6 protein-coding genes are annotated in these 13,905 nt (G+C 45.1%); all 6 read left to right on the forward strand.

Annotated elements, in window-relative coordinates; genetic code table 11:
* Positions 1-49: 49 nt before the first annotated feature.
* The 6 genes from RDN93_RS03930 (at position 50) to RDN93_RS03955 (ending at position 13,867) form a co-directional block, all read left to right on the forward strand.
* Positions 50-2,806, forward strand: a complete 2,757-nt coding sequence (locus tag RDN93_RS03930) for a heparinase II/III family protein (protein WP_308744262.1) — start codon at positions 50-52, stop codon at positions 2,804-2,806.
* Positions 2,807-3,048: 242 nt separating this feature from the next.
* The gene (locus RDN93_RS03935) at positions 3,049-3,594 is read left to right on the forward strand and encodes a DUF3575 domain-containing protein (protein WP_308744302.1); all 546 of its coding nucleotides are present in this window, start codon (positions 3,049-3,051) and stop codon (positions 3,592-3,594) included.
* Between the two features lie 32 nt (positions 3,595-3,626).
* A complete protein-coding gene (locus RDN93_RS03940) occupies positions 3,627-5,660 on the forward strand; it encodes a carboxypeptidase-like regulatory domain-containing protein (protein ID WP_308744263.1) in 2,034 nt (677 codons plus the stop codon).
* A gap of 23 nt (positions 5,661-5,683) precedes the next feature.
* On the forward strand, positions 5,684-8,050 hold the full coding sequence (locus RDN93_RS03945) for a hypothetical protein (RefSeq protein WP_308744264.1): 2,367 nt from the start codon (positions 5,684-5,686) through the stop codon (positions 8,048-8,050).
* 196 nt (positions 8,051-8,246) lie between these two features.
* The gene (locus RDN93_RS03950) at positions 8,247-12,341 is read left to right on the forward strand and encodes a two-component regulator propeller domain-containing protein (RefSeq protein WP_308744265.1); all 4,095 of its coding nucleotides are present in this window, start codon (positions 8,247-8,249) and stop codon (positions 12,339-12,341) included.
* A gap of 113 nt (positions 12,342-12,454) precedes the next feature.
* On the forward strand, positions 12,455-13,867 hold the full coding sequence (locus RDN93_RS03955; RefSeq protein WP_308744266.1) for a glycosyl hydrolase family 28 protein: 1,413 nt from the start codon (positions 12,455-12,457) through the stop codon (positions 13,865-13,867).
* Positions 13,868-13,905: the final 38 nt, after the last annotated feature.

Consider the following 13,905-nt stretch of genomic DNA (forward strand, 5'->3'; position numbering starts at 1 on the left):
CTCTATCTTCGTATTTAATAGGTATCAAACCTAAAAAAGAAATTGAAGTATGAGACGAATTTTATTGGGATTCTGTTTTTTATCTTTTCTGGGCAGTGCATCAGGACAGGAGATTCCTTTGCCGGAAAAGATGCCGCAGGAGCACCCGCGGGTGCTGACTACTCCGGCTGGAAAACAGGAAACATGGAAACTGATTAAAAAGGAAGAATGGGCGAAAGATGTTTTCGATAAATTGAAGGAACGGACGGAAGTATATACGAACCTGACGGATGCTCAACCGTCCTGGTTGCTGTCCCGTCTGGCAATGTATTGGAAGTCTCATGCCACGGAAGTATATGTAAAGGGCGAAACGTTCGATCATGCGGGCGGTGAGAAAGCTCCGTATCCTACGGTGCGCTATACAGGAACACGTGGAACGGCTGCCACCCACGGCCGTCCCAAGTTGGCGGATGTCGTTCCTTATGATGATGACGGGAACGGAAACGTGACTTTCTGTAATAATGCACTTCCCAATCGTCCTATGGAGCGTGTACACCCGTCCAAGACCGGGCGGAATATAGAGAGTCTGAACTGCGAAATCCTGGGGATTGCCCGTGACGCTGCTTTCCTCTATTGGATGACGGACGAAGAGAAGTTTGCCAAACTTGCCGCAGGGGTCTTTGATACGTATATGACGGGTATTTATTACCGGAATGTGCCTGTCGATTTGAATCATGGTCATCAGCAGACATTAGTGGGGTTGACTTCCTTTGAAGTAATCCATGAAGATGCGCTTCATATCGCTGTCCCCTTATATGATTTTCTGTATAATTATCTGAAAGATAATTATCCGGACAAAATGGAAATCTATGCCGGAGCTTTCAAGAAATGGGCGGATAATATCATTGCAAACGGTGTGCCTCACAACAACTGGGATTTATTGCAGGCACGTTTTATAATGAACGTAGGGCTGGTATTGGAAGACAACAAGGAATATGCCGATGGAAAAGGACGCGAATATTATATTGACTATGTGATGAACCGTTCCGGCATCCGTCAGTGGAGCCTGACGCGCCTTGCTGATTATGGCTTCGATTCCAATACGGGAGTTTGGGCGGAATGTCCGGGATATAGCAGTGTGGTAATCAATGATTATGCCAATTTCGTGAACCAGTTTGATGTGAACCTGCAATATGATTTGGTGAAAGCGATGCCTGTGTTGTCGAAAGCAGTGGCGACCACGCCCCAATATCTGTTCCCTAACCGTATGATTTGCGGCTTTGGGGATACACATCCGAGTTATCTGAGTACGAATTTCTTTATTCGTATGATACAGAATGCGCAGGCGAACGGGAAAAAGGAACAGGAAAACTATTTCACCGCCCTCCTGAAATGCCTGAACCCGGAGATGGGAAATGACAAAACGGAAAAGAAGAATGTACGCGTATCGGTCAACTCTTTCTTTGAGGATAAACCGTTGGTTTTGAACCCGAAAGTGAAACCGGGAAATATAGAGGATTATGTCTCTCCTTTGTTTTATGCGCCTAATGTGTCCTGGCTGGTACAGCGCAACGGTATGCATCCGCGCAATAGCTTGATGATTTCATTGAATGGCAGCGAGGGAAATCATATGCACGCCAACGGCATCTCGATGGAACTTTACGGGAAAGGCTATGTGCTGGGACCGGATGCGGGTATCGGGCTTTTCTTATATAGCGGACTGGACTATGCGGAGTATTATTCCCAGTTCCCCAGTCATAATACCGTTTGTGTGGATGGGGTATCGAGCTATCCGGTGATGAAGAGTAACCATTCTTTTGACTTGCTTTCTTGTTTCCCGGCTTCGGCAGAACCGGGGAAAGGGTTTACTTCCGTCACTTACAGTAATCTTTATTTCCGTGAGCCGGAAAGCAGGGCAGACCAGACACGTATGATGAGTATCGTCACTACGGGAGCGGAGACGGGGTATTATGTCGATGTGTTCCGTAGCCGGAAGGAAAAAGGCGGGGACAAGATGCACGATTATTTCTACCATAACCTCGGACAGACTTTGACATTGACAGCGGCAGATGGCACCGACCTGAATCTGCAACCCACGGAAGAATTGGCTTTTGCCGGCGCGCATCTTTACGCTTATTCCTATTTATATAACAAGAAGGTTGCTGCAACCGACAAGGATGTCAAGGCGACTTTCACCATAGATAGGAAGGATAAGGGTGGTGATGACATATATATGAATCTTTGGATGAAGGGGGAACCGGAACGCGAGGTCTTTACGGCATTGGCTCCTATGACTGAAGGATTGAGCCGTACGCCGAATATGCCTTATAATATAAAGGAGCAGCCGACGCTGACTTTCGTTGCCCGGCAGCATGGGGAAGCGTGGAATCGTCCTTTCGTTTCCATCTATGAGCCGAGTACGAAGAACGAGCCGTCCGCTATTCAGTCTGTTTCTTACTTTGATGCGGAAGAGCCGGGGTTGAAAGACTTTGCAGGCATCTGTGTGGAAAGCAAGAACGGGCGTATAGACCATATTTTCTCCTTGTCCGATGCGGTGCAGACTGCTACTTATCAGGGAATGAAAGTGAAAGCGGACTATGCGGTTATCAGCAATGAATATGCGGGAAACCGGACTTTATTCCTGGGAAATGGAACGCAGTTGGTTGCGCCCGGAATAATGGTTCAGACAGATAGTGCCGCCAATGTATTGCTCGAAAAGAAGGCGGGCAAATGGTATATTCTTTCTTCTGCTCCTTGCACGGTTGTTATCAATGGTAAGAAGATGAAATCCGGTGTTACGTCAGAACCTGTATTATTACGTATCTGATGTTTCATTTGTAAGAAGGAATAATTGTATATCTTATCCGTGACATGGCATATTGTGCTCTAAGGGGAAGAAATGTTACAATAAAAAACAAAAAAAGCGTGTTTAAACGTTTTTAATGCCATATTTTTTCTAATTTTGCGGCTTCTTGTTCAAATTGTATATAATATGGACAGGAAGCCCTTTTTTGTGGGTAAATATTTTAGTGGGAAATATTTAGTGGGAAATAAATTATGGTATATGTGATGAGGAATGGTCGCAGGGTAATAGCTGCGTTATCATTTCTGTTATTGTTTTGTGGTGTACATGTACACGCACAACGAGTGGCTGTAAAAACGAATGCATTGGGATGGCTGACCGCCAGTCCTAACGTTGAAGCCGAGTTCGTATTGGGTCGTCATATCTCCTTGAATATGGGGATTGCTGCAAACCCAATCAGTACTGACAATCTCAAAACTACTTTCACGCATTTTCAGCCGGAAGTACGTTATTGGCTAAATCGTCCGATGGTGAGCCATTTTCTTGGAATCACCGCTTTCGTGAATAATTTTAATATGATGGTGAAAGATGTGCATCACAAAGGTGATGCGTATGCTGCCGGATTGACCTATGGATATGCGTGGGTACTGGGCAACCACTGGAACATTGAAGCGACTGCCGGCGTAGGTGTGTTGCGCTACCGTCAGTTTAAATACGATAAGGGTACTCCGAAACCGGGTGCGGTCAATGATACTAAGACTACCATTGCGCCTGTCAAGCTGGGGGTATCCTTTGTTTATATTATTCGATAAGTAGAACGAACATTAGCTAGTCAGAAAAGAGAATGAAAATCAATTTGAAACGTGATAGATTAACAGGTATACTTCTCGTGGCGATGATGTTCGTCGGCATGAATGTATCCGCCCAACGGATCCGTGTGCAGGGGCATATCACAAACCCGCAGGGAAAAAGTGTTCCGAATGTGAATGTGCTGAATCCGGTCAATGACGAACGTATAGAAATGTCCGACGAGGATGGCCGTTACAGTGTCTTAGTTGAGAAAAACGGCTCGTTGAAGTTTACATGTGTCGGTTATGAAGACAAAACAGTGAAGGTGGCAGGAAAGCAGATTTTGAATGTAGTATTGAAAGATGCCGTCATCGAGCTGAACGAAGTAACGATTACTTCCAAAGTGAAGGACAAAGTGATTCCGGAACCTACGGACATCGAAATCAAAGGTAATTATTTCCATCTGAAAACCCGTGTCCCGGTGCCTAAGGAAATGTTTAACTCGCATCGCCGGTTGGTATTGCAGCCTTCCATTTATGATGTGACACTCAAAAAACGTCTGTTGATGCGTCCTGTGGTATTCGACGGTGGTACTTACAATACGACGCAAAACCGGATGTACGATTATGATATGGATAAAGACCCTTTGCATGAATACATTCAGGTGAAAACGACTTCTTCACGCGAGGGGGATGTTATTGCCTACCATGATTCTATTTATATAGAGTATCTGCAACATGATTACCGTGCGGACGTGCATCTTGCGATGGAGAACTATCGGAATATCATTTACCGTGATTCTTTCTCCATTGCACGCGGAACTGTCAACCCGCTGCGCTTTCTGGAGTACAAGTTTTCCGCTTTCAATCTGACGGATGAGAAGTATCTTCCGAAACCTGTCATGCAGCTACGGGATACGAAAGGGGAAGTGAATCTGACATTCTTGGTAGGCAAAGCCGATTTGGACGACAAGAATCCTCAGAACCAAGTGGAGCTGAACCGCTTGAACCAGGAACTTCGTGCTATTGAAACGAACCCGGATGCTTCTTTGAAGAGTTTCCATATCACAGGTGTGGCTTCACCGGACGGTTCATACGAGAGAAACCTGCAACTGGCGAAACTGCGTACGAACAAGGCATTGGAACGTATCCTGTCGCAACTGGATCCGGAAACGCGCAAGCTGCTGGAAGTGAAATCGGATGCGGCGGTAGCCTCTTGGAAAGAGGTGGCGGAATTGCTGAAAAAAGACTCTAAACCGGAGATTGCCAAGGAAGTGGAGGATTTAATCAAGCAATATGAATCCGTTCCTTACCGCTTGAATAATGTTTTGAAGTCGAAACCTTTCTATAAGGAAATTGCTGCTACTTATCTGCCTAAGCTGAGAAAGGTGCAATATACGTACGGCTATTCAATCTTCCGTTTCCTGACCGACGATGAGATTAGGGGACTTTACAACAAGAATCCGAAGGAACTGACCCGTTTCGAATATTATCGTATGATTACGATAGCAAAAACTCCGGATGAAAGGGAGAAGTATTGCAGGGAAGCTCTTGAGCTTTACGACAACTTTACGTATGCGGCCAATGAACTGGCGGTAGCGACCATACAGAAAGATGCGCCGGATTCACGTATCCTCGAACCGTTTGTCAGCAAGTCTGCGCCGGTAGAGTTATTGTCCAATCAGGCTATTGCCCTGTTGCACGAAGGAAAATATACGAAGGCGGATTCTGTATTGACATTGGTTCCCGAAGGAGCGGTTTCTGAGGATTTGCAGGCAATCGTACAGGCTTTGGCAGGTTATTATAAGGATGCTTTCGAAAAGGTGGCAGCTACCAGTCCTTTCAATGAGGTGGTGATGTTGCTGGCAATGAAGAGAAATGAGGAAGCATGGGAAAAGATTTCTGCCATGAACGTAGAAACTGCCCGCGAATATTATGTGAAAGCGATTGCCGCTAACCGTTTGGAGAAAGTGGGCGATGCTATTATGAGTATTGAGAAAGCCCTTGAACTCGATCCATCCTTACTGGAAACAGCGAGAGTGGACGGTGATATTATTGACTTGCTGCCGGAAGAGCAGAAACTTAAATAATGATAATACAACAAGAGTAAACGATGAATATCCTCAGAATCAAAAATAAATATATGGCAGTGGCATTGTTTCTGATGCTTGCTGTCACCTTACAGGCACAGGATTATGGTGCATTGCAATATATGTTGCAGAAAAGGCCTGCAAATGAGAAGTTTGGGAGTAATAAGTTCAATGAACATCTCTTTTTCTCTGCCGGAATAGGTCCGTATAGCTTGCTTTCGGGTAAGGATGTCCAGGACGGATTAGGTATGACCGCTCATCTCTTTATGGGAAAGTGGATTACTCCGGTTCACGGACTCAGGATAGGGGTGAATATGGGTTATCTGCCATCGAAAATATACGATTCTAAAATAAAGATGGGTGGCGGTAGCTTGGATTATCTGCTGAATATGTCTTCCTTGGCATACGGATATAATGCCAACCGTCGTTTTGAGTTATTTGGAATCGCAGGCATAGAAGCCGGTTATTCTAAAGTCGGTGATAACAGTGAACGTTCCGAAAAATATCCGAATTTGAAAGGTGGGGGTGAATTTTATTATGGCGCCCATATCGGTTTACAGGGAAATATACGTCTTTCCCGTACATTGGATTTGTTCGTAGAGCCACGGATTGGTTGGTATAATGACGGTTTGGCGCATACGGAAAGTTGGAGAAATTATCAGATGGGCGGTTCGGTGCTGGTCGGCTTGACTTATATGCCTGCTGCTCCGATGGGTACTAAGATTCATTTTGATGATTTTGATAACAGTTCATTCCTGAATCATATGTTTATTTCTTTATCCGGAGGTATCAGTACTTTGAAAGTCTCAGGATTTAAGAATACGTTCAAAGGTATAGGCCCCCAATTCTCAGCCGGAATCGGTAAATGGTTCTGTCCTTCTTCCGGGCTGCGTTTGTCCGGGACGGTTGGATTTTCGGATACGCCCGTCGGCAGTAAGAGCCGGCATTTCAAGCATGTTGATTTGCATGCGGACTATATGCTGAATATCAATAATGTCCTTTGGGGATATGATGAAGACAGGATATTCAATCTGATTGGTATTGCCGGTGTTAACCTGGCGGGAACAAAAGGAGTGGAAAATTCTGCCAAGTATGCTCCGGGAATAGGAGTGGGTGTACAGGGAAGTTTTCGTCTCAACCGTTCCGTAGATTTATTCATAGAACCTCGTTTCAATGTTTATCACAAGAGATATGCAGGTGGTCGTGGATTGGGCGGCAATACAGACCAGCTCGGAGAACTTAATTTCGGTCTGACTTATCATACGATTGACCGTGCGGCACGTCCGGCAAACGGATTCTCAAGTAATCATGTCGCAGACAATCTGTTTATGACTTCGGGAGTCGGTCTGCAAATGTTCCTGAATAAAACGAATATTGAAAATCTCGGCTCTTTAGGTCCGCAGGCTTCGGTCTCTCTCGGTAAGTGGCTGAGTACTTATTCCGGTTTGCGCCTGGTGGGTACAGGTGGATTCTTTACGAATTATGTAGTTCCCGGTGATGTTAAGGAGGGTAGACTCAGACATATCAGCGTCAGCGGCGGTCTTGATTATTTGTGGAATATCACGTCTACCATGAGCGGTTACAACCCTGACCGTATCTTTGATTTGATAGGTTCCGTGGGTGTCAATTTGGCTTATACTTCCAATTCAGACCATAAGTTCCAGCCGGGCATTAATGCGGGCATACAGACACTATGGCATGTGAATGAGTTTCTTGGTTTGTATATCGAGCCGCAGGTTCGATTATATGGCGACAAGTTCATTGAAGGTAATTTGGGATTTATACAGAAAGACGTATTGGTAGGCGTCAATGCCGGTTTCCATTACCGCTTCGTCCCTTACTCAAAAGCAGCGAATCGTAGTGAATTTGGTAAGGATGACAAACGTTACTTCGTATCGGGAGCACTCGGAATGGGTAGCTTGCTGGTTGGCAACAAGGATTTGGTGAAGAACGCAGGTGTGGAGGCGAAGGGAAGTTTCGGCAAGTGGTACACTCCGTTGTCGGCATGGCGTATCAACGGGACAATCCTGTATAAATCGAAAGCGCAGAATAAATTACCTTTGCATTATGCCGGTTTAGGAATGGACTACATGATGAGCCTGGCTACGTTAGCGAAAGGATACAGTCCCGACCATGTGATAGATGTCGTTCCTTTTATGGGAGTTACTGCCGGTCTGGCACGTCGTAACGGTGAGTTTAAGGTAGTGCCGGGACTGGATGCCGGTGTGCAGTTCAAACTGAGGGTAGCTTCTTCCGTCTATTTGTATGCCGAACCTAAGGTGGGTATCCGAACGGATACATACGATGGCATCGAGCAGGGAAGGCCTGACCGCGTAGCTTCTATGGTATGCGGATTATTATACAGGTTTAAGATGCCTACTTTCCAATAAGGAGTTTGTAAGATTTAATCAGATAAGGGTTGTACAAATCATTGAGCATTCAAGGTTGTACAACCCTTTTTGTGTATTACATATTGGCATAGTGCTGATTAAATAAAGTTAAATCAGGAACAGTATAAAGCGTATTTTGCCAGGGCTTCACGTAGATAGTTATATATTGCATAATAATCGTTTATATCTTTGCGGCATGAAAACACGTTATATACTATTTCTTATTTTATCTTGTTTGCTATGTCCGGCAAGGCTGGACGCAGGACAAGCTCCCTATATCTTCCGGCATATCGGAGTAGCCAATGGACTGCCCGATAATTACGTGAAGAGTATATTTCGTATTCCTGACGGTCGTCTGGGAGTACGTACCACTGTTTTGTTAAGCCTCTATGACGGTAGCAGCTTTTCCGACTTTCCCTATGATACGAGAGATAATTATTACATAGACTATGACCACGTTATTCCCCGTCAGTACGTTGATGCAGACAGTCGCATATGGATGAAGGAGCGTGGTTTGCTTCGTGTCTTCGACCTTTCTACGGAGCGATATATAAACAATATTGATTCGCTGCTCTTTCGTTTTGGATTGAAGGAGAAGATAGCGGATATGTTTATCGACTCCAATCAACGCTATTGGTTCGTAACTTCCGGATATTCGGTCTACTCGTATGCTCCTTCCGAAAAGAAACTGGAAGAGATTTGCACAAATGATGAGTTTGTCCGGCATAACGGAACGTTGCGTGAAGTGGCGAGCTATGGAGATTTGTGCTGGATGGTGCACCGGAAAGGGATGATTCGCTGTTACGACTTAAAGCAGAAACGTTTTGTCCGGCAGGAAGACTTCCTGGTCGGCAAAATGAAATCCGAAGACCAGGCGATTCTGGAAGTACTGGACAATGGAGACTATTGGCTGATGTGGGACAGGGGAGCCGGATATTATGATACCCACACGAATGAATGGACTGAAATGACGGATATCTACACGAACGACTATACCATGCTCACGACAATTACGACTGATAATGATGGCAATCTTTGGATAGGTTCAGTCTCTAATGGTGCATATCACATCACCCGGAGAAATTTCTCTGTCACTCATCTGAAAACTTTCCCGTTGCTGACAGGCGGAGTTATTCAGAATGACATTCACAGTATCTTCTTCGACAAGCAAAGTGGCGGACTTTGGATTGGTTTCTACAATCAGGGCATTTGTTATTATCACCCTACAATGAATAACTTTCCGGTGTATAACAAGGAAAATGTGTCTGGTGACTGGAAAGACGAATCAGTCCGGTGTATGCTGGAGACGAAGAACGGAAACGTGCTCATAGGGACTGCCAAAGGGCTGTACCGGTATAATCCGAAAACGGGCGTGATGGATATTCCTTATAAAGAGCTTAATCATCAGATTTGCAGGAAGCTATATAGGGACAGTCATAATCGTATTTGGCTGGGAACTTTCCATGACGGGCTGTATTCTATTATTGACGGAAAAGTGAAGAGTTACTCTTATCCGAATATGAATTATCAGAACGACCCCGATTATAGCAATATCCGCGCTATCCTTGAAGACAAGAAAGGACGTATCTGGCTGAGTGTATATGGCGGTGTCGGGGCATTCAACCCGGAAAATGGAGAAATCGACTTATTGTTCAACAAGCATCCTCTCCTGAAAAAATACAAGACAGCCAATACATTGGAATTGGATAATCAGGGACGCCTTATCGTCGGGGCGGATAACGGATTGTATTTCTATGACCCGGAGAAAGATTCTGTATATATTCCGGAAATAGACGAGCCGGGTAATGCGCTTTATAACCATGAGAGTAATAAGTATAATTGTATTCTGAGAGATAGCCGGGACGCGTTGTGGTTCGGCACGCAATACGGGCTTAATGTAGTGACAAAAGAGCAGAAGATATACCGGATTGGCAAGGAAAACGGTCTGTTCAATACCACCATTCAGAGCATACAGGAAGATAATAATGGGGATATCTGGCTCTCTACTATTAATTCCCTTTGTAAGATTAAGGTAGAAAGCGGCAACGGTGATTATAGTTTCCACGTCATCAGTTTTGCTTCCGAATCGGGTTGGCAGCGGGACGACTTGTACGAATTCAGTTCGCTGAAAACAAAGAATGGAACCTTGTATTTCGGGCGGGTGAACGGCTTCAATGCTTTCACGCCGGAAAACATTGCCCATGAGCAAGCACCGAACCGTCCTCTTATTACTTCCTTGCGGCTTTTCAACACACCTGTGCTGCCGGGAAACGAATACAACGGACGTATCTTATTTGATAAAGCTATCAACTCCGTAGAAAAAGTATCATTGGACTATGATGAGAACTTCATAACGCTTGACTTCTCCGGGCTGAATTTCATGAACCCTTCACAGACCTTCTTCCGTTATTGCATGGAAGGGTTTGATAAGGGCTGGACTGAACTTCAATCTGAAAACGGGCAGGGGCGTGTGACTTATAATAATCTTCCACCGGGCGAATATGTATTTAAGGTCGTCACAGCCGGCAGCAATAAAGTGTGGGGAGAAGAGTCGGCGCTATCCTTTACCATTCATCCCCCATTTTGGGATACGATAGCCGCCCGGATTATTTATTCTATTCTCTTCTGTTTGCTGATGGGTGGAGTGATAACCTTTCTGAACCGCCGCAATCGCCGCAAGCTGCTCCAGGCGCAGGAACAGGAAGCCCTGAGACAGAAAGAAGAACTGGATCAGATGAAATTCCGGTTCTTTACGAATATAAGTCATGAACTGCGTACTCCGCTGACGTTGATTATCACTCCTTTGGATATGTTAAGGCGTAAAGTCGCTGACGAAACAATCGGCAAGCAACTGAATAACATTTACCGGAATGCGCAAGAACTGCTGGTGTTGGTCAATCAACTGCTCGATTTCCGTAAACTGGAGATGAAAGGAGAGACGCTGCATCTGATGAATGGCGATATAGAAGAATTTGTGACTTCTATCTCCCATAGCTTTATGCCGATGGCGGCAGAGAAGCATTTTAATTTCATCAACCAGTCGGAGTGTAGGGCGCTCTATATGTATTTTGACAGGGATAAGGTACACAAAATCGTGAATAATCTGTTATCCAATGCCTTTAAGTTCACGAAGGAAGGCGGGACAATCAAACTGCAACTATCCAAAGAAGAACTGGACGGCAGGTGGTATGCCCGTATGGAAGTATCCGACACGGGAATTGGAATTTCCGAAACCGATTTGCCGCATATCTTCGACCGTTTCTATCAGGTGCAGAACAAGGTGGACGAGAAGCCGGGAAGTGGTATCGGCTTGCACTTGATTAAAGAATACGTGAATATCCATGAAGGCAAGATTGCTGTGGACAGCCATGTCGGTCAGGGCTCCGTCTTTACTGTCTGGCTTCCTGTCGACTTGAAACCGGAAAAGGAGGTGATGCCCGAGTCTTCTCTTACCTCTCCGGCAGAGCGGGAACAGCCGTCCGTAGAAGACTTGTCCGCAGAAGCTCTTCCGGCAGATGACGGTCGCAAGAAACTTCTGATTGTAGAAGATAATAAAGAGTTCCGCTCTTTCCTGAAAGAACAATTGGGTGAATTTTATAAAGTGATAGAAGCTGCCGACGGGGAAGAAGGGGAAAAACAGGCTGTCGATGAGAATCCCGATTTGATAGTGAGTGATATTATGATGCCTAAAATGGATGGTATCGAGCTTTGCCGCCGTATCAAGACGAACGTGCAGACTTCTCATATACCTGTTGTCCTGCTTACCGCCCGCACGGCGGATGATGTGAAAATCAGCAGTTATGAGGTGGGAGCCGATTCGTATATGTCGAAGCCGTTCAGTTTTGACATGTTGCTGATTCGTGTACGGAAACTGATTGAGCAACAGGAAAAGAGAAAACAGAATTTCCGTAAGAATCTTGAGGTGAATCCGGGCAAGATAACGATTACTCCATTGGATGAACAGTTGATACAGAAAGCGCTCGAATGTGTGGAAAAGAACATGGATAACACTGGCTATGCGGTAGAAGATTTAAGCCGTGACCTGGGAATGACCCGTATGAACCTCTACCGGAAGTTACAGTCTATCACCGGGCATACACCTACCGATTTCATAAAGAGTATCCGTCTGAAACGGGCTGCCCAATTACTGCAAGGCAGCCAACTGAACATCGTAGAAATAGCCGACCGGGTGGGATTCAGCTCTTCGAGCTACTTTACGAAATGCTTTAAGGATATGTTTGAACTCTTGCCCACCCAGTATGCGGAAAAGTGTAGAAATGAGCAGGAATAACTATCATGTGAATATTAACTGAATAAATTTGATGAAAGGATAGGCAAATCCTCTTTGTTGTTCGTAGTAGCAATAAAGAGGATTTTTTTGTTATCAGTTTAATCATGAATAGAATGAATATATTTAGAGTGCTATCGGGGAGACGAAAGTGGTTGTTGGCTGTGTCTATCACCTTTTCAACAATGGCAAGTGCGCAGTTGGCGACCTATCCGGAAGGAGTAAATGCAGGTATGCCGCATAACGATGACTATACCGTCCGGGTGCGTGTGCCTGGGGGAGAATGGAAAGACTTGTTCGAATATAATGTCAACGTGGATATGGACAACGTACAGTCGGCTTCCATGGTGCAGTTTGATATGGGCAGTCCTGTCGAAGTCATGGTGAAGAAGAATAACGGGCTGATTCAGGATGTGCAGATTCGGCCGTTGGCGAGAGGCGTGCGGCACACGGTGAACCGGAATACCATTCAGTTTATGCTGGAGAAACCGCAGTACTTATCCGTAGAGTTTAACGGTGACCGCCTGCACAATCTTCATCTTTTTGCCAATCCTTTGGAAACGGAGACGTATACCGGAAGCAATGAGAAAGTGATGTATTTCGGCCCGGGTGTTCATCGTCCGCAGGATGTGCCCAATAATCAGATACAGATTCCGTCCAATACGACTGTCTACTTGGCGCCTGGCGCTGTAGTGAAGGCCAAATTACTGGTGGATAAGGCGGAAAATGTACGGATTATAGGGCGTGGTATTCTGGAACACCCGATTCGTGGCATTGAAGTGACTCATTCCAAAAACGTATTGATTGACGGCATCACAGTAGTGAATCCCGACCATTATACTGTTTTTGGCGGAGAATCTGAAGGGCTGACCATTAAGAACCTGAAGTCCTTCAGTTGCAAAGGTTGGAGTGACGGCATTGACATGATGTGTTGCAATGATGTGCTGATAGACAATGTGTTTATGCGGAACAGTGATGACTGTATCGCCATCTACGCGCATCGCTGGAGCTATTACGGCGGTTCTAAGAATGTGACGTTACAGAACTCCGTCCTTTGGGCGGACATCGCTCATCCCATTAATATCGGCGGACATGGGAATGCCGCGTGTGCGGAAGGAGAGATTCTTGAAAATATAACTATCCGCAATATTGATATCCTTGAACATGATGAGGACGATTCTCCCTATCAAGGTTGCATGGCGATAGACTGTGGGGATAAGAATCTGGTACGTAAAGTGTTATTTGAAGATATCCGCGTGGAAAGTATTCAGGAAGGGCGTCTGTTTCATATCAATGTGCGTTTCAATCCGAAATACGACAAGCAGCCCGGTCGCGGCATTGAAGATATAACGTTCCGCAATATCACTTATGATGGAGTAGGAGAGAACCCTTCTCTTTTGAAAGGTTTCGATAAAGAACGGGGGATAAAGAATGTAACTTTCGAGAATGTGATGATTAACGGAGTGAAGATGAAAAGTACGGATGATTTCATAACGAATGAGTTTGTAAAAGGGATTAAAGTGAAGTAATAGAATTATCTTTGCAAGAACAATAGATGAATCACGGT

The organism is uncultured Bacteroides sp. (assembly GCF_902491285.1).
Lineage (GTDB): Bacteria > Bacteroidota > Bacteroidia > Bacteroidales > Bacteroidaceae > Bacteroides.